Here is a 21,512-nt window from a genome sequence, read left to right as displayed (position 1 = left end):
ACATTTGATCAGCTTAGCCTGCAAGGAGTGTATTGATTGTGCCACCCAGGCCAGACGTTCATACCGGTCCCCCTTCCGCAGCGTCTGGCCACACCCATGATGACGATTCAGGACAGGTTTCCCCAATGACGACCGCGACCGCAGCTCAACCGGTATCCCAAGCCAGTGCCCAGACCGCAGAAAAGCCGGAAGTGCCCATTCGCCACATGAAGTTCGACTTCAATGCCCAGGATGCGGACCCGAACTTCTACCTGAATGCCGAACTGGCCTCCGCCTACTTCGAGGCGCTGTCGATCTTCCTGACCTACGGCGAGGACCTGGTCATCGACACCGCCCGTTACCACCGGGACTTTCTCACCGATCCGGTGCTGAAACAGCGGGTCACCTCCCTCATTGGCCAGGAGGCGCTGCATTCGAAAGTCCATGAAGAGTGGAACGAGATTCTCAAGGAGCACCGCTTTCCGGTGCCGCTTTACCGCTTTCTGGCCGAGAACGTTTTCAACTATGGCTTCAAACGCTTCCCCCATCGCCTGCAACTGTCGCTGATGGCGGGTATCGAGCATTTCACCGCAGTGCTGGCGGAATTCATGATGAAGCACGAAGACCACTTTTTTCACAGCGAAGATGAGAAGCAGCGTGGCCTGTGGATGTGGCACATGCTGGAAGAGGCAGAGCACAAGGACATCGCCTACGACGTCTACCAGGAGCTGTCCGGCAGCTATCCGCTGCGAATCAGCGGGTTCGCGCTGGCGCTGTTCACCATCTGGTTCCTGGTGCCGCTCGGTGGCGTCGCCATTCCGTTCCTGCGCAAACCCCGCAACCTGGTAAGCCTGAGCTTCTGGAAAGATGCCAAGCGCAGTCTGGGCCTGCTGATCGGCCGCAAGAACGGTGTGTATGGCAGCACCCTGGGCCACGTCTTCGATTACCTGCGGCCGGATTTCCACCCCAACGATCACGACACCAGCGAATACCTCGAGTACTACAAAGAGCGGTTGCTGCATCCGGAAACCGGCCTGTTAACCCCCTACTTCGTCAAACAGGTGGTACCGCCAGTGCGGGCGTGACTCACGCCCGCTTTGCTCTTGGTCACCCCTTTCAGGATCTGCCTCTATGAAATCACCGTTCAGCATGAAATCCCTGTTCAACCGAAAGCCCGCTCCGAGCAGCCACGCCTATGCGGTAGTGACCGGCGCCGGTAGCGGCATTGGCCGCAGCTTTGCCCTGGAACTGGCCAAACGCCATGGCTCCGTGGTGTGCTCCGATATCAACCTCGCAGCGGCGGAGGAAACCGTCAACCGTATCAGGCAGGCGGGCGCCACGGGTCACGCCGTGCAGTGCGATGTGGGCGATGCCGAGCAGGTGAAGGCCCTGGCGGAGAAAGCGGAAACCTTCTTCGGCCAACCCGCCACCCTGGTCATCAACAACGCCGGCGTCGGCCTCGGCGGCCGTTTCGACGAGCTGACACTGGAGGACTGGAAGTGGTGCACCGACGTCAATCTGTGGGGCGTGATCCATGGCTGCCACTACTTCGTGCCGCAATTCAAGCGACTCGGTCGGGGCGCCATCATCAACGTCGCGTCCGCCGCGTCCTACACCGCGGCGCCGGAGATGAGCGCCTACAACGTCACCAAGGCCGGGGTGCTGGCGCTGTCGGAAACCCTGTCGGCGGAACTGAAGAAGTACGACATCCGGGTCAACGTGCTGTGCCCGACCCTGGTGCCAACCAACATCATCAAGAACGGACGCATTCCCGGCCGCTACTCCAAACTCGCCGACCATGCGCTGATGAATTACGCCATGACCACCAGTGACGATGTGGCCCGCCTGACCCTGGACCGGCTCGATCGCGGACAGCTTTACACCACGCCGCAGATTGACGCCAAGCTGTTCTGGATGATGAAGCGCGCATCACCTGCGCTCTACACCAGATTCCTGGGACTGTCGTACCGGCTCTTCAAATAACGGACGCTCCCTTAGGAGTCTCTAATTAACTCCCCAGTCACCCAATACGGTTTCAACCCATGGCTACTTCCACACCCAAGAAAACCCGGCGAGCAGCCGCCAGAACCTCCCCGTCCGACAACGCCAGGATCTACGACACCTTCATCGTCGGCGCAGGCATCTCCGGGCTTGCCACCGCCATCAAGCTCAACAAGGCCGGTTACCACAACTTCAAGATCATCGAGAAAGCCAGCCGCGTGGGCGGCACCTGGCGGGAAAACACCTACCCGGGCTGTGGCTGTGATGTGCCGTCGTCGCTCTACTCCTACTCATTTGCCCCCAGCAGCCGCTGGAGTAACCTGTTTGCCAAGCAGCCCGAGATTCTCAGTTACCTGGAGCGGGTCAGCGATGAGTTTGGCATCACCCCTCTGATCGAGTTCAACAACGCCCTTGAACGGGCTGCCTGGGACGACGATGTCGGTCTCTGGCGCCTGGATACCAGCAACGGCGAATACCTCGCCCGCACCGTGGTGTTCGCGACCGGTCCGATCACCGAATCCAGGATACCGGCCATTCCCGGCCTGGAGAGTTTCAAGGGCGAGATGTTCCACTCCGCCCGCTGGAACCATGACGTGGATCTGACCGGCAAACGCGTCGCGGTCATCGGCACCGGCGCATCCGCGATCCAGTTCGTCCCCCAGATCCAGCCTCAAACCAAAGAGCTGACGGTGTTCCAGCGCACCGCTCCCTGGGTGCTTCCAAAGCCGGACATAGCGCTGGGGGCGAGCAGCAAGCAGGCCATTGAGCGCTTCCCCGTGATCCAGCAAAGCTGGCGCAAAGCGGTGGCCGGCTCACTGAATGTGATCAATTTCGGCCTGCGCAACCCGGCCTTCCTGAAGCCAGTGAATGTTGCGGCGCGGCAACTGCTGAAAGTACAGGTGAAAGACCCGGCCCTGCGCAAGGCCGTGACGCCGAACTTCGACATCGGCTGCAAGCGTATTCTGTTTGCCAACGACTACTACCCGGCCCTGCAGGCGGACAACACCTCACTGATTGCCAGTGGTCTGGTGAAGGTTGAGGGCAACACGGTGATCGCCGCCAACGGTGAGCGGCGGGAAGTGGACGTGATTATCTGGGGCACCGGGTTTGATGTGTCTCACCCGCCCATTGGCCAGAAGGTCTTCAACGACCGTGGCGAACGCCTGGCAGACCTGTGGGCCAGCAGCTCCCCGGAGGCTTACCTCGGTACCGCCATCGAGAACACCCCGAACGCCTTCCTGATCCTTGGACCCAATGTGCTGGTGTACGATTCGTTCATCCAGCTGGCGGAAGCGCAGCTCGACTACATCATTGATGGCTTGCTGAAGATCCGCGACCGGGGCATCCGCAAGCTCACCATCAAATCCGATGTACTGAAGACCCACAACGAGCGGGTGCAGAAGAACCTGCAGACCACGGTCTTCAACGCCGGCGGCTGCAGCAGCTACTACCTGGACCAGAACGGCCGTAACTTCGCCGCCTGGCCCTGGTCACTGCAGGCACTGAAACGACGCCTGAACGTGTTCAACCTGGAGGATTACGATCTCACTTACGGCCAGGCCGAAGCGCCCAAACCGGTGAAATCGAACCGCACTCGTCGCCGTAAAGCGGAAGCGGTGACCGGGTAAGAGCGATCAGCTCTCCGCGCCGGTGAACTGGCGGAGCAGCGCCGCCAGTTCATTCTCCATGTCACTGACCCGCTGGTTCCATTCGGCTTTATAGCCGGCAAACTCATCGCCGAGCTGGGCCAGGGTCAGCCGGGTCTCGGCGGCCACCTGGGTGGTCATGGCCACCGATTGCAGATCGGGCTCCTGCAGGCGCTGGCTCTGATCATCCAGCCGGATCACCGCCTGGTTGAGCCGACGCCGGTCTTCCGGAGTTGAAGACGGGTGCTGTTCCAAAGCTTCCTCAATGGAGCGGGACAACGCTTCCAGCTGCTGCTCCAGTTTGCCGGCGTAATCCTCCAACAGAAGGGTGAAACGCTCATTCGCCAGGGTTGCCTGCTTTTCCAGATCCCGGGTCATGCGTTCGATCTCGTCCGCCAGCTCACTGGACTGGGTTGACCAGCGGGCCTGGAGATCCTGGCCCAGCTGCTCCAGTTTGCCAATCACCTGTTCAAACAGTGGTCCTTGCGCAAGGGCATCGCCGGTGCGGTAATAGTCCACCAGCCATTCATCGCCTTTGCGGACCAGGTAGGTGGTGGTCTCCAGCGGAGTCGTCTGGCGAGCCATGCCCTCAAGCACCGTTTCGATGCGGGCCTCATTGCCATCGATAACCACCCGGCCCCACTGAACCGTCACGCCCCGCCAGTCCCGCTCAAAGCCATCAAAAGCCGCTTCGTTCACCAGTGTGGAGTAGTCGTCTGCATCACTGGCGTCATTCTCGATCACCGACTGCCAGAAGAGCTGGGACACTTCCTGCGGTGTCTCGGGGTTAGAACACCCACCGATCAGGGTGGCGGCTGCCAGCAGACCGGCAATCAACGAGTTTCGGTTCATCAACACACACTTCCTCACGAGTGTCTCGTATGGGTTATTCAACGAGCCATTAAGGAGACTCAGATTAACGCGTATTCTACCGAAGCCGGAGCCGTTGTAGGGTTACCATTCCGCTGCTGCGGCATCCGCCTTATGTCAATACAACCATTTGTTACACAAGACTTTTCGGAAACTGCTCATTGCCGCAGCCGGGCAAATACTGTTAGCTATCTACCTACTAAGGAGGTAGCCCTTGTCTCATTTTCACCTTGCTCTACTGCTCGGAATGACCGTGGCCCTCGGCCCGCTGGCGCTGGACGCCTACCTGCCGGCCTTTCCCAGCATCGCGGACGGTTTCGGCATTCCCCACAGTGATGTCGGCCTGACTTTGAGCGCCTATGTCGCCACCCTCGGCCTTGCACAGCTGGTGGGCGGCCCACTCTCCGACCGCTACGGTCGTCGTCCGATACTGCTCGGCGGTCTGGCCATCTTTGCCATCACCGGTGTGATGGTCGCCCAGGCCGGCTCCCTGTCCGACATGGTGATATGGCGGATTGCCCAGGGCGTTGGCGGCGCCTTCTGTGCCGTCTCGGTGCCTGCCATTGTACGGGATCAGGTTGGCGGCCAGGATGCCGCACGTCTGTTTGGCATGATCGGCCTGATCATGTTCATCGCCCCGGCCGCAGCTCCCTCCCTCGGCGCGATGATGCTGTCGTTTGGCGACTGGCACAGCATCTTTCTGGTGCTCGCGGGCTACGCCGTGTTCCTGGTCCTGGCTCTGCAACTGGCGCTGTTTCCCAAGCTACAACCGCGTCCCCGGGCGACCACCCCGGTTAAGACTCTGGTCACCAACTACTTGCTGGTGCTGAAACACCGCACCACCATGCGATTCATTGGCATCCAGGTGCTGTGCTTCAGCACCATGATGCTGTTCATTACTCACTCCTCGTTCATTTACCAGGAGTGGTTTGGGTTGTCGAACAGTCAGTTCTCGATCCTGTTTGCCGCCAACATCGTGTTGATGGCCACCCTTAACCTGATCAATCGGCCACTGCTGCGTCGGTTCTCATCCGTGGTGCTGCTGCGGGTGCAGGTGATCATGCAGTTTGCCGCACTGGTGGCCCTGGTCGCGGTGGTGGCAATGAATGGACCGCTGTGGCTGGTGGTAGCCTGCATCATTGGCGCAATTGGCTGCCAGGGCGGTATTGTCCCCAACAACATGGCCAACGCACTGGAGTTCTTCCCCCACCTCGGTGGCACCGCCGCAGCCCTTCTGGGCGCGTCCCAGTTCACCATTGCCGGCGGCATAAGCGCGCTGTCCTCGGTGTTTGGCGGCCACGCCCTGCTGCCCATCGTGGTCAGTATGCTGGCCTGTTCCTGCGGTGCGGTCCTGCTTGCCCTGGGTGCACCGCGGGCGGTTGCCAGGGAACTGGCTGCAACCTGACCCTGCGAAACCGGCCAGTCCGGCTTTCCAGACACCGGTGTCCGGCTGACAGGTCACCTTAAGACCAGCCGAATACCTTCCCCTCAGCCAATCAACGGCTTGCCAATCTGGCACGGTTCTTTCTTCATTCTGGTGGCGGAAACAAAACCAACAAGAAGGAACTGCCAATGACTGTTTATCCAACCCGGCTGACACAGCTCAGCCTGCTGGCTCTCGTCGTTGTCTCCATGGTGCTGTCGTTGACGAGCGCTCCGACAATGGCCGGACAGACTTACAGCTACACCCTGCCACAACAGGCCTATAGCCAGTCCCGCGCCAGGGACTACCAGGTCTATGTCCCGGACAATCTCACCACGCCGGCAGCGATGGTGATGGCTCTGCACGGCTGCAAACAGAGTAACGCCGACGTGCTCGCTGACTGGGGTCTTACCGCAGCCGCGGACCAGTATGGCTTCGTGCTGGTCGCCCCGTTCATCAGCAGCTATGACGGTCTGCGCAATGAAAACTGCTGGGGCTTCTGGTTTGATCATCATCGTCACCAAGGCCGCGGAGAAGTCGAAGATCTGCATCAAATCGGCCTTGCCGTTGAGGACGCGTTTGCCATCGATCCCGAGCGGCGATACATCACCGGCCTGTCCTCTGGCGGCGCCATGGCGGTTGTCGCTGCAACTGCACACAACGAATACTGGGCCGCTGCAGCCGCCGCCTCTGGACTGCCCTACGGTGAGGATGCCGCCTCGGTATCTCTGACTGGCCAATGCCCGGGCAGCGCGTCTTTCCACAGCGTGTCACAGGTGGCCTCAGACATGGCGGCTGAGCTGGACGATGACTACCCCATCCCACTGATGGTTCTTCAGAACGCCAATGACTGTACGGTTTTGCAGACAGCGGCCAACAACATCCGGGACGGCCACCTGCAGGTGTTTGGGAGTGACGGCAGCTCCCAGGGTAACAGCGAAGCCTCGTCAACGGCCTGCTCTCCGTACTATCAGGACCGCCATCAATGCCAGCACACCCGCTATACCGAGAACGGTCAGGCCGGCCAACGCTCACTGGTGGAAACCATATTCCTGGACGGCCCCTTGGCCACACCGAACTTGCAAGACACCGATCATGGTCACTACTGGATCGGCGGAGAGCATGGCAACAACGGCAAGTGGTCAGTACGGGTTGGCCCCAGCTATCCCGACATCGTCTGGGATTTCTTCGACCGTCACCCGAAAAATGGCAGTACCAGCGGCTTCCCAGTGATCACATTGATTGGAAACAACCCAATGACGGTGAACCTGGGCGAGCCCTTCACCGATCCCGGAGCGACGGCGGAAGACAGCGAAGACGGTCAGCTCAGCGTCACCGCAGACTGCAGCGACGTCGACACCACCACAGTTGGTGATTACTTCTGCACCTACTCGGCCACCGACAGCGCTGACAACAACACAACCCGGGAGCGAACCGTCACGGTCGTCGATCCCAACACGCCCATTGAAACCTGTGAGCAAGCCACTGCCTCGCCCGACACCCACATCGCAACAGGGCGGGCTTATGCTGGCGGCACCTCCAATCTACGGGCTTACGCCAGCGGAGATAACATCGATATCGGCGGGTCGTTCGATACCTGGAGCCAGGTAACACTTCATGAAGGCGTCCCGGGGAGCTGGTACAGCAGCGAACCGGCCGCCTGCGGCGACGATAGCAATCCAGGCGACACCGTCTGCACCGACTGGCAGGACACCAACCTCAACCACAGCCTTGCCGGCCGGGCCTACTACGCAGGCGGTTACTTCAGCTACGGCGGGGATGACTACCTGGGGGCAGTGGCCGGGTTGTCCTCGTGGGTGAGAGAGACCGCACCTGGTCACTACCAGAGCGGCCAATGCCCGTAGCGGGACACTAGGATTGGTTCAATCGGTCTGCGAACTGGGAGACCGCATCGACAACACGCTTGGCGGCGTCCTGAATCTCATTGATGACGTCGCTGGCTTCGTCCACCAGTTCGCGGACTTCTTCGGCCTGCTTCTTGCCACCTTCGATGATGCTGACCGCATCTGACGTCAGGCTCTGGTTCTGCCCCATAACGCCAAAGATTTCATCGGTCGCCTCCGAGGTGCGTGACGCCAGCTGTCGCACCTCATCCGCCACCACGGCAAACCCGCGGCCCTGATCGCCGGCGCGGGCTGCCTCAATGGCGGCGTTGAGGGCCAGCAGGTTGGTCTGTTCGGCAATGCTGCTGATGTTCTGCATGATGGCATTGATCATCTGGGCCTGTTTGTCCAGATTACCAATGCCCTCAGCGGCTTTGACCATCTGCTCCGCCAACTGCCCCATCACCGCAGCGGTGTTCTGCATCACCTCCATGCCCCGTTTGGCACTGGCATCCGTTGCCTGGGAGGTCTCAAAGGCCACACCAGCAGCCCTGGCCACTTCCTGCTCCTGTTGCACCTGATCAGTGATCACGGTGGCAAACTTGACCACCTTGTAGTATTCGTCGCGTGCATTCATCAAAGGGTTGTAGGACGCTTCAAGCCACACATCTCGACCGTATTTGTCGACCCGCTTAAAGCGTTCTGCAATAAAATTGCCGTGTCGAAGCTGCTCCCAAAAGCGCTCGTACTCCGGTGAGTTGTAGACCTCAGGAGGACAGAATATCCGGTGGTGCTTGCCTTTGATCTCGCTCAGTGAGTACCCCATTGAGTTCAGGAACAGGTCGTTGGCCGCCAACACATGGCCAGACATATCAAATTCGATAACCGCGGTGGAACGCTGCATGGCCTGGATCAGGTTCTCATGCTCGCGGGAACCCTCGATGGTGCGAGTAAGGTTATTGGCAAAGATCGTGAAATGATCCAGCTTGCCATCCACACTCTTGATCGGACAGAGAGTAGAGCGCAACCAAAGATGCTCCCCCCGGTTGTTCTGAATCTGCCAGGCCCCTACCCAGACCGCATGATTGCTCAGGGCCGACATCATCCGGTCAAAATGAGGAGTACTGCGTAGGAACGAGGGAACCAGGTCCTTGATGTGATGGCCGACCAGGTCTTTCTCAGCCAGACCGGTTTCGATCAGGAAGTTGTGGTTGTGAGATGTGATTACTCCCCGGACATCCAAGTTCAGTACCAACAACTCCTGAGACACGTCGTCCACCAACTGGCGGAGCATATGGAGCTCTTCTTTCAATTCGGCGTTTTCTTTACGCAATTCTCTGCCAAACATGGCGGTATGATCCTTTGTGGCGGTAGTCGTCTAAAGATCCTGCGGCCTATCCGCTGACGACGCTGAAGACTGTCGCGACAACTAAAATGCGACAGCGGCTACACAGTGTTGAGACTAGGCCCGGAGAGCCTTTGCTGCCAGTAATACGGTTGCGTGACCTGTCGCCGATCACTCATGGCCGATCATGACACCCGAGTGGGCGCCAAGGTGCACAGACCACCAGGCACGTTCAGCACCCAGTCGCGGATCGCCAGGATCACCGGGTCCTGGCGGCGGGTTTCCGGGTACACCAGGTAGAACGGCTTGCCTTCCAGCTCCGGACCAAAGGGTTGCACCAGCCGCCCTTCTGCCAGTTCGTCCTCGATTAACGGTAGACTCATCAGGGCCACTCCCTGCCCGCCAACGGCGGCGGCGATGGCATGGGTCTCGTCCGAAAACTCCAGACCCGCGGTCACATCCAGACCAGGTACCTGAGCCTGTTTCTGCCAGCCGGCCCAGTCCATCGGCGTCACCGAGGCGCCCTGGGGATGAAAATGTATCAAAGGGTATTTCGGCAAGTCCGCCAGATTCTGTAGCCCAAGATGTGGACTGCAGGCGGGCACGAAGTAGTTGTCGAACAATTTCTCTGCCACCAGGCCGGGCCATTGACCATCACCATAACGGATCGCCAGATCCGCCGTGACGCCATCCAACGCCACCGGCTCATGGGAAGCATGGATACGCAGGTCAATCTCCGGATGGGACACCCGCAGCATGCAGACCCAGGACAGCAGCCACCGCGCTGCTACGGCAGGTGTGGTGGAGAGTGTCACCGCCGGGCGACTGGGCGTGACAGTGAGGCGCTCAACGGCTTGGCTGATGTTGTCAAAAGCCGTCTCAAGCACCTGCAGCAGTTCTTTCCCCTGGGTCGTCAGGATCAACTGGCGAGGCTTACGGACAAACAGCGCTACCCCCAGCGACTCTTCCAGTCCACGAATCTGATGGCTGATGGCCGTCGCGGTGACAGAAAGTTCCTGAGCCGCCAGTTTGGCACTCTCATGCCGGGCGGCCGCCTCAAAGGCACGTAACGCAGACAGGGATGGCAAACGTCTGGACATAATGGATGAATCCAACTCATCTGTATCAAGAAAAAATGATCGTTTGTCGCCAATGTTGACTGAGCGATAGCCTGATTTTGCTGACACAAGCACCTGAATTCAACTCAGACATTAAGGAGTCACCATGCCCCGTATCCTGCACATCGACGCCAGTGCCCGCCCGGGCCTGGCCGGACGTGACGAACACGGTTCCCACAGCCGCAACCTGAGCCATCGCTTTATCCACCGCTGGCGGGAGGAACGTCCGAACGACCCGGTCACCCATCGGGAAGTCGGCCTCTCGCCCCCGGCCTTCATTGACCAGCGCTGGATTGAAGCCGCCTTCGCTTCGGAAGCGCGCCGACAACCGTGGATGGCCGACGTGCTGGCGGAAAGTGACCGCCTGGTGGATGAACTGGTGGCCGCCGATGTGCTGGTGATTGGTTCGCCGCTTTACAATTTCGGCATGCCCGCCGCCCTCAAGGCGTGGGTCGACCAGATCGTCCGCGTCGGCCGTACCGTGGATTTCGATCCCAGCCAACCGGAGGACCCATTCACGCCGTTACTGGCGGATCGGCCTCGCCAGGCCATCATCCTCTCCGCCCGGGGTGGCGAAGGGTTTGAGCCAGGCGGCCCGCTGGCTCACATGAATCACCTGGAACCGGCGCTGATGACGGTACTGGAGTTTATCGGCATCAACCGTATCCACCGGGTGGCGATTGAGTATCAGGAGGCCGGTGGCGATCTGCTGGCGGCATCGGTCGCCAATGCCAACAAGAAGGTGGATGCGCTGGCGGATCAACTGCTGGCGGAACTTGCCGACACCACCGCAGTGCCGGCCTGACGGTTCCCGGCTCCGCCTCAGGGGGCCGGTTGCAGCATGAGGTGACGATTGAGGAAATCGGCGTTGGCCGGCTTGCCGCCAAGTTCGGCATAGGCCATCGCCGTGTCACCCAGATCGTCCTTCAACCCCAGGTCGGCGCCGGCCTCCAGCAGCATTGACAGCATTTCCGGCCCGGCATGCTGGGCGGCGTGCATCAGCGGTGTTCGCAGTCCCCGGCGAATGCTGTAGCGACAACGTCGCTCGCCACTGTCCAGCGCTTCCGCACTCGGGTATTGGTGATTCACGTTCGCCCCTGCGGCAATCAACAGCTCGGCGACGTCCAGGCGGTTGAACTGGATGGCGTAGTACAGCGCGGTCTTGCCAAACCCGCTCTGGCTATCCACCTGCGCACCCGCTGCCAGCAGTTGCCGCACACGCTCCGGTTGGGTCAGGCTGGCGAATAAAGGGGGCTCGCTACTCTGAACGTAACCGGGGTCAGGATTGTGGCTGTGGTTGAGATCAGGCACAGCCGTCAACAGCCGGTTGATGGTGACGTCGCCACGCTCCAGTATCAGAGCGGCGCTCAAAGCCCGGGACAAAGTCCGGGGGTCACTGTCGCGAATCAACCGGTCCAGAGCCTGCAAGTCTGTCGGCCCGGCCAGCAAGGCCGCAAGCAACGGCGGCGGCCGGCGATCCCGGGCCGGTGCAGCTCCGGCCGCCCGTCTCAGGTAGAGCTCAATGCCGTTGGCCGCTGCCTGGGCTGCTTCGTCGGCGTTCAACCCGGAGGTGGCCGCATAGTGCTGGGCCAGCCGGCGCTCCGCCAGCGCCATTTCGTCCACAAACGCCTCGTAGAGACGCCGATTGTAGAGACTCTGCACGGACCAATACGCCAGGTAGTTCAACATCTCGTCTCGCGATGGCCCCCATTGCCGCTGATCAGGGTTTTGTCGCGGCACAAACCCCGCTTTCAGCAACCGGAACAGGAAATACCGGTTCTTGGCATACTCGATCGTGCCGCCACAGATCAGGCTGAGATTCTCCGAACCGTTCAGGGTCTCGGCAAGTTCATGCAGGCGTTTGAGGAAATCCTGCTTCAGCAGGCTTTCCGGGCAATCGTACTCCACACTCAATGGCGAGCCATGGCCCGACCCGAGGTCCGGTTGTTGCCGGAATACCCGTTCAGGCTGGGATCGCATTTCCTCACAACTGAGTCGCCCATCACCGAAAGGCTCCAGCGCCAGCTCAAAGGCTCGACGCTGGTCACCGACGGCCCACTCCCCGGACAACGTCACCGGATAGTGCTCCAGGGCATCCTCCGGGGGCCAGCCAAAACGCTGCGACTGTGACCGGTAACGTCCCAGGAAACGCTCGTCCGGCCGATCGGGATCACCATCAGCCGTCAGCTTCAGCTCGCCATCGACCAGGACGCCAGTCACTGCCACGGATTGACTGCCATGCTCGAAGCGCCCCTCGGCACGACCGTCTGACTGGATCGCCAGAATCATCGAGACGGGATCACTACCCGCCATGCCGTGGTAGGTGAACGTCTCACCCAGCCCCAAAGCCGGCAGGGAAAACAGAAAAAAGGATGCGAGGACTCTGATCCAGGGTCGAAACGTCATGATGTTCATTGCCATCCATTGCTGAGATCGCCTGAACATAACGACGTTGGTGGCTGAAAGCCAGAGCTCCAGCACTTCCAGGAGCCACTGATTAGCTGATGTTGATCAAACACCCACCAGGGAACTTGGGATACAGTATTGGCAACCATGCCCGGGACATAACGGAGAGACTTCACCATGAAAGGCAAACAGAACATCATCGACGCCCTGAACGCACTACTGGCCGGCGAGCTGGCGGCGATGGATCAGTACTTTATTCACTCGCGGATGTACCAGGACTGGGGACTGACCAAGCTGTTCGAACGCATCGACCACGAGTTCACCGAGGAGAAGGACCACGCATCGGCGCTGATCGAGCGCATTCTGTTCCTCGAAGGCACCCCCGACATGACCAAACGGGATGGCCTCAACATCGGCACCGACGTGCCCAGCATGCTGAAGAACGACCTGCAACTGGAGTACGACGTTGATAAGGCGCTAAAAGATGTTATCGAGCTCTGCGAATCGGAAAAGGACTACCAGACCCGTGCCGTGCTTGAGCCCCTGCTGGCCGACACCGAGGAAGACCATGCCTACTGGCTGGAGCAGCAGCTCGGCCTGATCGACCGCATGGGCCTGCAGAACTACCTGCAATCCCAGGCGGGCTAACGACGCTGCTGATCGTCTAGCAGGGGAATCACGAAATCTCGCCCGCACCTTGTCCCCGCCGCAACCGACGGGGATAATAGCCGCCGGCAGCACAGGACAGGTGTCTGCCGACAATCAATGGCGAAAGGGAGTTCGTCGTGGCTACACCGGCTGGTGCCGGTCCTACCCAGCCAGCGCGTCTCCTGATGTCATCATATTCAAGGGAATTGAAGGAGACACCTATGCTTGTCTGGGGTTCCAATAACAAGGTCATTGCTGGCCAACTGATCGAAGGGATCGACTGCCCAAGTTGTGAGAGCAACCAGTTCAACAGCTTTGGCCTGATGCGTTACTTCCACCTCTACAAGATTCCGACCTGCGTCACGTCGCAGAAAGTCGGCATCGAGTGCACCCACTGCAAGAAGACCCTGGTTGGCAACGAACTGCCCAACGACCTAGCCACTCAGCTGAAGAAGGCCGTCTTCACCAAAAAGAACACCCTGCCGATGTTCAGTGGACTGGCGCTGGCCATCGTTGCCGTCATTGCCATCGCCTTCGGTATCTACCAGGACAACCAGCAGGAAGCCGCCTATATCGCCGCGCCACAGGTCCATGACTACTACATCATCGATGTTCGGGACGTATTTGACGACACCGAAAGCCCCTACCGCTATGGTCTGATGCGGATCGCCAAGGTCGCCCCCGAGGCCGTCATATTCCAGATTGGCGATACGGTGTATAACAAATCCAAAGGTCTGCGAAAGGACATCAGCTCGGGCGCAGCCTCCCAGGACAGCTATTACTCAGGCTACGCGGAGTTCACCCAGGCCGAACTGACCCGCCTGCACGACAATGGTGGAATTCAGTCGATCGAGCGTCGCTGAGAAGAAACGGACCGTCCCTCGGGTGCCATCGCACCTGAGGGACGTGGTACCTTACATGTCTATGGAAACGAACCTTCGTCACATTTTTTTTTACAGCGAACTTATTCGCGCGTTTTCCGTCGCTGGAGCCCCTGTTGGATTAAGCCAGGCCCACACTGCCGGGCCGGAGACCTTCAGGAGGCGTCCTAGTGAAAATTCCTACCGCCCTACTACTCGTAGCCGTCAGCCTCCTTTACTTCAGGTTGCTCGGCTTCGACCGATCAGTTTCCCGAAGATCAAGTGATTCGTCTTACCATGGTCGTGGATGAGCAATGGCAAACCATCGAGTTTGCCTCTCCCCTCGAATTGAACAGGCGGGGACTTCAACGTTTTCATATCGTTGTAAGCAACGAAAAATACGACCCGAATCTGGATCATGATCTATCCGACAGCGCTCATTATTTTGACCTCTTCAGAGAAGCAAACGGAGCGGTCGTCTCACCTGATGTAATTCTTTTGGATAATCAGGGAAATGAGGTGAAAGTTACGGCCACGGGAACCACAGAACTCTATGAGGGGAGACTGTCCGTCAATTTCGGAATGTTTGATTCAGCTTCTGCAGCAATACCCCCATACCCGGAAGACTCCAAGTATTTCGTCGCTGCACGCTTACGAAGCAACCTACCCTTTGAAGCTCTGCACTTCCGCTGGCACGTAGATCGCCACCCGGATATTTTGTAGCACCTGAGTTCGTGACTTCGATCGCCTCAGCAAGCCCGTAGGGCCTGCAATAACAGGCTCTTGGGCGATATAATCGCACCTGACGTCAGAAGAGTGAGGGTGAACAGTAAATCAGGGCACGCCAGTGTTTCGTTACGCGCTGTCCCACCTGATTATCTTTCGGATCGACAGAGCCCAGGTGACCCCATACAAAGGGGACGCCCGCTGGACAGATGGTGTCCGACCAGCAAGGCGGTCGATTCAGAGACGCTGCAGAAACTCGATGTCCCGCTTCTCATCAGCGGTGGTCCAGCCATCGTCCAGAATTCGGATCAGCAGGTTCCGTAAACCGATATCCTGCTGGAGAGCCCTGAACGCAATTCCCCGGGTCTGGCGAATCTGGGCGATGTAGTATCGCGCAACGTCGTCGGCATCGGTGCTGTATTTGTCCACCAGCTCCCGGAAGACGCTGCGTACCTTGCCCAGCTCGTACCGGGCCTCACGATGCAGGGCCTTTGCCATCCCCTCTTCATCAACACCAAAGACACTGGTAAAACGGGGGATGAAGTTGCGGGCAAACTCACCGTCAGGGCCGGCAACCTCCACATAGATCTGATCCGCCATGATGGCGCCCAGAGTACCTCCAACCACAACGCCAACGGCCACGCCCACCGGGCCAAACCAGATTCCCGCCACGGCACCACCGGCTGCGCCACCACCAAAGCCGCCACCGATACTCGCAGCTTCCCGCCCTGCCTGCTTGGTCTTGTTTTCCGCCGTTGCGATGTTGTAGGTCGCCAGACAGGCCGTCAGCACCCATAGCCCCTTGCTGGCCATGCCCAGCCGGCGAACGCCAGCGTTCACCCTGGGGTTGGAGCGACCAGAGCTGTCAACGATGTCGAGGTAAACCCGCCCGCGCTCAGCTTCAGACAAAGCTGTGAACGACTTGCTATAACGGCGATTCGCATATTTCTCAACCAACAGATCGAGATCCAGCCCTCTGGCCTTGAGCGCCTTCGCCTTGGCACGCCCCAGATCACTGGAGTTTGAACGGGCAAACTCCATGATCTCATTACGCATCTGGTTGGCGGCATTGGCCGCTTCCCGGGCGGAGATATCGCCGTTTTTGTATGCAGCCCGGAGGTTATCGGCAGCCTCACGGGTCTTTCGCATGTATTCCTGGCGCACGTTGAAATCATTCGTCAAACGATAGGCAAAGTTCACCGCCTGTACTTCCATTTGCCGGATGGCATGCTCCGTTTGGTGGTCACTCACCAACTGGTCGTTCACTTCCATTTGTTATCTCCTTAATTGCCATTCCAAAGAACGATGACGAACGATCAGGCCTGAGCAGGCGAAACACTCAGATACCTTGGTTCGAACAACTTCCGGTCCGATTTGAAACCGCATTTTGAGAACTGCAGCGGGGCTCGATGGCCACTGAAATCAACGGTAACAACCAAGCGTTCCTGATTGCTGATTGTGATCTCTAACGTATCGTCGGCCAGCGACGAAATTCCGGTAAGTACGGCGGGCTGGTATGGAACGACGCGAGCGAGACTTTCATCAATCTGGCCATCACTGCGCAGCAACGTAATGTGTATCCCTTCTTCAAAAGGACAGTCATCGGTGGTGACCAGCAGGAAGCGACCATCGGCCAGCCGGAAGGATTTCTCCAGAACCAGGCCGGCAATCCGGCACAGCTCGCGCCCCCCTTCATCAATCAGGGAGGAGAGGGTGTCTGAGACAGGGGAAAGCGAAAAAGCAGAATACACTTCCATTTTGGGGCCCATATCCGTATGCCATACGATCTGGATTCTTGCTGACCCCTTCCGGCAGGTCAACCTGCGCTGGTCAGGAATACGACGTTCGCCACAGTCATTCAGCAATTAATGAGGATGTAAACAAGAAGAACCCGAGCTATTCTGATGGATATTTGTTCACTTACCATACCGGCGTCCCAAACCATCCATCCTGATAAGTGACCTGACATCATGAGAAAGACATTCGGACTTGCAGCGGCGCTGCTGCTGATGGCCGGCTGCGCAACCGCCACCGGCGAACTGCGTCTCTACACCGAGCAATACCCTCCCTACAACATGACCACCAACGGTCAGCCGTTCGCGCACTCCAAGGCGGAGATCACCGGTCTGTGCACCGATGTACTGACCGCGCTGGTTGAGCAGGCCAACATTGAGTACAGCATCAAGTTGCGGGATCTCAGCTACGGTCTCAACCGGACCGAGCAGCACCCCAACCACGGCATCTACTGTGTCTCCAAAACAGAAGAACGGGAGCCAATGTTCGAATGGGTTGGTCCCCTGGCCAACATTGAATGGAGCCTTTTCGCCAAGCCAGGTTCCAGCATTCGCCTCAGCGATCTGAATGACGCCCGCAACTACCGCATCGGTGGCTACAAAGGCGACATCATGACCAACTACCTGACCGAGAAAGGGTTCAACGTTGCGGCGATCAGCAACAACGGCCTCAATGCCCGTCGCCTGGTGCAGGACCAGATCGACCTTTGGGTGGCTGATGGTCTGGCCGGCCCCTACCTGGCGGCGGACGCCTCAGACGTCACCGGCCTTGAGAAGGTGCTGGTTTTCCGCGAAACCCCGATGTACCTGGCGATCCACAAAGGGACTGATCCGGAAACCATCCGAGCCCTGCAGGCAAGCTACGAGAGCCTGGTGAACTCGGGCGAGATGCAAACCATCTCCCGGTCCTACGGTTTCTAGGTCGTACTTCCTCCCCAGATAGCGCAGGCAGGTGGCGCAATCAAAGCCACCTGCTGTTCTGCCCACGGCATCCATCGCCGCTCCGCCCTGTCATCGTTCGCTGCTCTGTCCTCAGGCGCCATCCTCCGCTGTCACGGTGCCATTACGTAGCCCCGGGGCCAATACCAACAAACCGCTTTTTGAATTCCCTCGGCGTTTGTCCGGTGATCCTGATAAAGGTCTTCCGAAAGGCACTGAGGTCTTCATACCCTACATTCTCCGCAACACGTTCGAATGCCAGGGCACTGGTCTCAATCAGCTCACACGCTTTCTGGATACGCAGTCGCTGGATATAGTGGGTGGGCTTAAGGCCGGTAGCGCTGACAAAACGCCTGAGGAATGTACGCTCAGTCAGATGCACCTGCATGGCCAGATCCCGCACCTTCAAAGGCTGTGAAAACTCCCGTTGCAGCTGGTGCTGGACACGCACAATCACCTCATCTCCGTGATCCAGCTTTGGCGTAAAACTCCGGTAGTAACTCTGTTCCCGGGCACCAGTGTCCACAATCAGATACTTGCCCAACTGGCGCATCACCTGGGAATCGCTGAACTGGGCCACCAACTCCAACCCCAGGTCCACCCAGCTCATCAGGCCGCCAGCGGTGATGATGTCGGTGTCGTTGATCAACAGTTTTCCGCTATCAACACGCACCTCAGGAAAGCGCGCGGCAAAGGCATCCGCCAGGGCCCAATGGGTGGTGACACGGCGACCATTGAGTAAGCCCGTCTGTGCCAGCACAAAGGCACCGGCACACACCGAGCATATGATCGCTCCACCGCGATGCTGCCGGGTAATCCAGTCCAACAGTGGAGGCGGTGGCTCCAGGTAGGCGTCATCATCCAGGCAGGGTGGCAGGATCACGACCTGCAGGGTGTCAGGCAGCCCCCCTTCCTCGCTACCCTCTTCCGCGCTACCACCTTCCTCGCGGCCCAGTTGGCGACTGTCAAAGACGATGGTCTGGAAGATCTCCCCCATACCCCGCTCACGACAGATCCGGTTTGCCAGGAAGAACTGCTCCGCCAGCCCCTGCACCGCAGACAACAGCGCCCCCGGGTAATGGGCAATGCCTATGTGGATCGCGGGTTTTGTCACTTTTAGCCTTTTTTATGCCGGTTCTGCCCGCAGTATAGAAGTCCGCTTCCCCGAATAATAGGGCCACCTCCCAATGGGCACCGATAGAACGGGCAAGTGCCCCCAACGGAGTCCACCACCAAGACAAGCAGAGCAACCAATCCCAGGAGTCGACATGACCGAACCCACCACCCTTCGCGACCTTTCCGGCCTCGGCAACACCCCCAGCGCCATTGGCCAATCCGCCCTGGTGATCATTGACGCCCAGAACACCTATCGCCAGGGGGTGATGAAACTCGAAGGCATTGAGCCGGCCCTGGAGCAATGCCGCGTCCTGCTGGAGCGCTTCCGCGCCGCTGGTCGGCCGGTGCTCCATGTACAGCACGATTCCGGCCCCGGCTCGCCATTCGATCTCCAGCAGGAGATTGGCCAGATCGCCGATCCCGTTGCCCCGGTCGGAAACGAAGTGGTCATCACCAAACGCTTCCCCAACGCCTTCGTGCAGACCGATCTGGAGGACCAGCTAAAGCAGGCCGGCATCGAACAGCTGATCGTAGTGGGGTTCATGTCTCACATGTGTGTGAACGCAACGGCGAGAGGCGCCTTCTCCCTTGGCTTCCGTGCTACAGTGGTCGGCGCAGCCACCGCCACCCGGGCACTCCCATCCCGACTATCCGGCGAGGCGGTTGCCGCCGCCCAGATCCACGACGCAGCCCTGGCGGCACTGTCAGACCTACCCGCGGTTGTGGTGCCGGCAGTGGCTGACGTGCCGGACTGAAGAGGCCGTAATAGTTCTCTCAGGGCCGGAGGGTGAGATTTCGGTCTTGCTATTGGCGATGATCATTCAGCCAGTGTTCCGCCAGCACTTCAAACAGCTACCACAGCAGGGTCCCTCAAAACAGTGCAGAAAGCGGTAGCTATGAAAGCCTGTAGAACCACCCACACGAAGCCCCAGGGTGCCGGAGCGACGTGATGGTGGTTCGCCAGGAGCCAGCGGTATCGGGGCCTGAGATCAGCCGGTCCAGTGCTGGTCTTCGAAGCCCATCAGGCTGCCTTTGCCGGTCTGGATGTCCCGCAGCAGCCAGTCGCACTCGGGAAGCAGCTTCTCGAAGAAGTAGCGGGCGGAACCCCGCTTGCTCTCCAGCAAAGGCTGGTTGCCCTGGCCGGCGGTCAGTTGACGCTCGGCTTCTCCGGCCATGCGGGACCACAGATAGCCAATGACGGTCAGGGCCATCAGCCGCAGGTACGGCGACGCTGCCGCGCCGGCCTGCTCCGGATCTTTCGGAGCGTTGCTGGCCAGCCACACCGTGGCCTGCTCGAGGTTGCCAATCGCCCCTTTGAGGGCCTCCCGATACGGCGCGTCCGGCTGCTCTTTCAGGTAGCCGGTCAGCTCCGCAAACAGCGCCCGCACCAATTGGCCGCCCTTAAGGGACAGTTTGCGTCCTACCAGATCCATCGCCTGTATGCCGTTGGTGCCTTCGTAGATACGGGCAATCCGGCCATCCCGAACCAGCTGCTCCAGCGGCCAGTCTTCGGTGAAGCCGGAACCACCGAGCACCTGCTGCCCCCAGTTGGTGTTGTTGTATCCTTCATCGGTCAGGAACGCCTTAACCACGGGCGTCAGCAGTTGCACCAGATCATCGGCGTTCTCCCGCACCGCCTCGCTGGGGTGGGCAACGGACAGATCGAGCTGATAGCCGGTGAACAGCGCCAGCGCCCGCATGCCTTCGTTCAGCACTTTCTGGCGCATCAGCATGCGGCGCACGTCGGGATGCACGATGATCGGGTCTGCCGGGCCATCCGGATTCTTTGGACCGCTCAGAGACCGGCTCTGCAGTCGCTCACGGGCAAACGCCAGGCTCTCCTGATACGCCATCTCCGCCAGCCCAAGGCCTTGCATGCCCACCATCAGGCGGGCTTCATTCATCATCGTGAACATCGCTTTCATGCCCTGGTTGGGTTCACCCACCAGCCAGCCCCTGGCGCCCTCAAAGTTCATCACGCAGGTAGCCGATCCCTTGATCCCCATCTTGTGCTCAAGACCGCCGCAGAAGGCCGGATTGCGCTCGCCGGACTCCGGCAGGAATTTGGGCACCACGAACAGTGAGATTCCCTTGGTGGTATCAGGGGCGCCCGGCAGTTTTGCCAATACCAGATGGACAATGTTGTCGACCAGGTCATGCTCGCCACCGGTGATCCAGATTTTGGTGCCCTCAATGCGGTAGCTGCCATCGTCGTTGGGGGTCGCCCGAGTGCGGATCATGCCCAGGTCGGTGCCACACTGGGGCTCGGTGAGGCACATGGTGCCGGTCCACTGGCCTGAGATCAGCTTTTCCAGGTAGGTCTGTTTGAGTTCATCCGAACCGTGCGCATACAGCGCACTGATCGCGCCGTGGGTCAGCCCCGGGTACATCCCCAGGGACAGGTTGGTGGAGCACACCATCTCATCCACCACAAACTTCAGGGTATGAGGCAGGCCCTGGCCGCCATACTCGATGGGTGCGTCCAACGCGGTCCATCCACCTTCCACAAATCGGCTGTAGGCCTCGCGGAAGCCGTCAGGCGTGGTCACCGTGCGGGTCTCGGGGTCGTAACGACAGCCCTGGCGGTCACCGGTCTGGTTGGTCGGCTGAATCACCTCCGCCGCCAGCTTGCCGGCCTCATCAATCACCGCCGAGATCAGGTCCGGCGTCGCATCGGCGTATTTCTCCAGTTCGTGCAGCTTATCCGCTCCCAATACATCAAACAGCAGGAAACGAAGGTCATTCGCGGGTGCTTGGTATGGCATGGATACACTCCTTTCTTATGGCCATTGCGAGTG

18 protein-coding genes and 2 pseudogenes are annotated in these 21,512 nt (G+C 59.4%); 11 read left to right on the top strand and 9 right to left on the bottom strand.

Annotated features, from left to right (window positions below; genetic code table 11):
* Positions 1 to 125 precede the first annotated feature (125 nt).
* The 3 genes from MLD24_RS16540 to MLD24_RS16530 are packed head-to-tail and all read left to right on the top strand — an operon-like array spanning position 126 to position 3,608.
* Positions 126 to 1,064, top strand: coding sequence for a metal-dependent hydrolase (locus MLD24_RS16540; RefSeq protein WP_248168099.1), 939 nt, complete (start codon positions 126 to 128; stop codon positions 1,062 to 1,064).
* 46 nt (positions 1,065 to 1,110) lie between these two features.
* The gene (locus MLD24_RS16535; RefSeq protein ID WP_248168097.1) at positions 1,111 to 1,962 is read left to right on the top strand and encodes an SDR family NAD(P)-dependent oxidoreductase; all 852 of its coding nucleotides are present in this window, start codon (positions 1,111 to 1,113) and stop codon (positions 1,960 to 1,962) included.
* Positions 1,963 to 2,021: 59 nt separating this feature from the next.
* A complete protein-coding gene (locus tag MLD24_RS16530; RefSeq protein ID WP_248168095.1) occupies positions 2,022 to 3,608 on the top strand; it encodes a flavin-containing monooxygenase in 1,587 nt (528 codons plus the stop codon).
* A 6-nt stretch (positions 3,609 to 3,614) separates the two neighbouring features.
* On the opposite strand, the gene MLD24_RS16525 is transcribed toward MLD24_RS16530, so the two are convergent.
* Complete coding sequence (locus tag MLD24_RS16525; RefSeq protein ID WP_248168093.1) at positions 3,615 to 4,478, bottom strand: hypothetical protein; 864 nt, start codon at positions 4,476 to 4,478, stop codon at positions 3,615 to 3,617.
* A gap of 232 nt (positions 4,479 to 4,710) precedes the next feature.
* On the opposite strand from MLD24_RS16525, the gene MLD24_RS16520 reads away from it, so the two are divergent.
* Positions 4,711 to 5,901 carry a multidrug effflux MFS transporter gene (locus MLD24_RS16520; RefSeq protein ID WP_248168091.1) on the top strand — a complete coding sequence of 397 codons (1,191 nt, stop codon included), beginning with the start codon at positions 4,711 to 4,713 and terminating at the stop codon, positions 5,899 to 5,901.
* A 167-nt stretch (positions 5,902 to 6,068) separates the two neighbouring features.
* On the top strand, positions 6,069 to 7,784 hold the full coding sequence (locus MLD24_RS16515) for an extracellular catalytic domain type 1 short-chain-length polyhydroxyalkanoate depolymerase (RefSeq protein WP_248168089.1): 1,716 nt from the start codon (positions 6,069 to 6,071) through the stop codon (positions 7,782 to 7,784).
* A 7-nt stretch (positions 7,785 to 7,791) separates the two neighbouring features.
* Here the strand turns inward: MLD24_RS16515 and MLD24_RS21750 are convergent.
* The 3 genes and pseudogenes from MLD24_RS21750 to MLD24_RS16500 form a co-directional block, all read right to left on the bottom strand.
* Positions 7,792 to 8,232 (bottom strand): annotated as a pseudogene (locus tag MLD24_RS21750) (methyl-accepting chemotaxis protein); the annotation flags it as partial.
* Positions 8,233 to 8,334: 102 nt separating this feature from the next.
* Positions 8,335 to 9,057: pseudogene (locus tag MLD24_RS21745) on the bottom strand (PAS domain-containing protein); the annotation flags it as partial.
* Positions 9,058 to 9,293: 236 nt separating this feature from the next.
* Complete coding sequence (locus tag MLD24_RS16500) at positions 9,294 to 10,211, bottom strand: LysR substrate-binding domain-containing protein (protein WP_248168130.1); 918 nt, start codon at positions 10,209 to 10,211, stop codon at positions 9,294 to 9,296.
* Positions 10,212 to 10,332: 121 nt separating this feature from the next.
* Here MLD24_RS16500 and MLD24_RS16495 point away from each other — a divergent pair, with 121 nt between their 5' ends.
* Positions 10,333 to 11,031, top strand: coding sequence for an FMN-dependent NADH-azoreductase (locus MLD24_RS16495; protein WP_248168087.1), 699 nt, complete (start codon positions 10,333 to 10,335; stop codon positions 11,029 to 11,031).
* 17 nt (positions 11,032 to 11,048) lie between these two features.
* Here MLD24_RS16495 and MLD24_RS16490 read toward each other — a convergent pair whose 3' ends face one another.
* The gene (locus tag MLD24_RS16490; protein WP_248168085.1) at positions 11,049 to 12,632 is read right to left on the bottom strand and encodes an ankyrin repeat domain-containing protein; all 1,584 of its coding nucleotides are present in this window, start codon (positions 12,630 to 12,632) and stop codon (positions 11,049 to 11,051) included.
* Positions 12,633 to 12,809: 177 nt separating this feature from the next.
* On the opposite strand from MLD24_RS16490, the gene bfr reads away from it, so the two are divergent.
* The 3 genes from bfr to MLD24_RS16475 all read left to right on the top strand — a co-directional run bounded on the left by bfr (position 12,810) and on the right by MLD24_RS16475 (position 14,863).
* The gene (gene bfr / locus MLD24_RS16485) at positions 12,810 to 13,280 is read left to right on the top strand and encodes a bacterioferritin (RefSeq protein WP_248168083.1); all 471 of its coding nucleotides are present in this window, start codon (positions 12,810 to 12,812) and stop codon (positions 13,278 to 13,280) included.
* Positions 13,281 to 13,501: 221 nt separating this feature from the next.
* Positions 13,502 to 14,143 (top strand): hypothetical protein, encoded by a 642-nt coding sequence (locus MLD24_RS16480; protein WP_227174758.1) that lies wholly within the window; start codon positions 13,502 to 13,504, stop codon positions 14,141 to 14,143.
* Between the two features lie 279 nt (positions 14,144 to 14,422).
* Positions 14,423 to 14,863 carry a hypothetical protein gene (locus tag MLD24_RS16475; RefSeq protein WP_248168081.1) on the top strand — a complete coding sequence of 147 codons (441 nt, stop codon included), beginning with the start codon at positions 14,423 to 14,425 and terminating at the stop codon, positions 14,861 to 14,863.
* 240 nt (positions 14,864 to 15,103) lie between these two features.
* Here the strand turns inward: MLD24_RS16475 and MLD24_RS16470 are convergent, their stop codons facing one another.
* Entirely contained in the window at positions 15,104 to 16,138 is a 1,035-nt protein-coding gene (locus MLD24_RS16470) for a hypothetical protein (RefSeq protein ID WP_227174751.1), read from the bottom strand.
* A gap of 44 nt (positions 16,139 to 16,182) precedes the next feature.
* Positions 16,183 to 16,623, bottom strand: coding sequence for a hypothetical protein (locus MLD24_RS16465; RefSeq protein ID WP_227174749.1), 441 nt, complete (start codon positions 16,621 to 16,623; stop codon positions 16,183 to 16,185).
* 213 nt (positions 16,624 to 16,836) lie between these two features.
* Here MLD24_RS16465 and MLD24_RS16460 point away from each other — a divergent pair, with 213 nt between their 5' ends.
* On the top strand, positions 16,837 to 17,580 hold the full coding sequence (locus MLD24_RS16460) for a substrate-binding periplasmic protein (RefSeq protein ID WP_227174746.1): 744 nt from the start codon (positions 16,837 to 16,839) through the stop codon (positions 17,578 to 17,580).
* A 142-nt stretch (positions 17,581 to 17,722) separates the two neighbouring features.
* On the opposite strand, the gene MLD24_RS16455 is transcribed toward MLD24_RS16460, so the two are convergent.
* Positions 17,723 to 18,712, bottom strand: coding sequence for a GlxA family transcriptional regulator (locus MLD24_RS16455; RefSeq protein ID WP_248168079.1), 990 nt, complete (start codon positions 18,710 to 18,712; stop codon positions 17,723 to 17,725).
* A gap of 154 nt (positions 18,713 to 18,866) precedes the next feature.
* Here MLD24_RS16455 and MLD24_RS16450 point away from each other — a divergent pair, with 154 nt between their 5' ends.
* Positions 18,867 to 19,469, top strand: coding sequence for a cysteine hydrolase family protein (locus MLD24_RS16450; RefSeq protein WP_248168077.1), 603 nt, complete (start codon positions 18,867 to 18,869; stop codon positions 19,467 to 19,469).
* A 234-nt stretch (positions 19,470 to 19,703) separates the two neighbouring features.
* On the opposite strand, the gene MLD24_RS16445 is transcribed toward MLD24_RS16450, so the two are convergent.
* The gene (locus MLD24_RS16445; protein WP_248168076.1) at positions 19,704 to 21,479 is read right to left on the bottom strand and encodes an acyl-CoA dehydrogenase C-terminal domain-containing protein; all 1,776 of its coding nucleotides are present in this window, start codon (positions 21,477 to 21,479) and stop codon (positions 19,704 to 19,706) included.
* Between the last annotated feature and the right edge of the window lie 33 nt (positions 21,480 to 21,512).

It is taken from the genome of Marinobacter xestospongiae, assembly GCF_023156385.1.
In the GTDB taxonomy this organism is placed as follows: Bacteria; Pseudomonadota; Gammaproteobacteria; order Pseudomonadales; family Oleiphilaceae; genus Marinobacter; species Marinobacter xestospongiae.
Note: the sequence above shows the minus strand (reverse complement) of the source record. Positions and strands in the feature narration are given on the sequence as shown.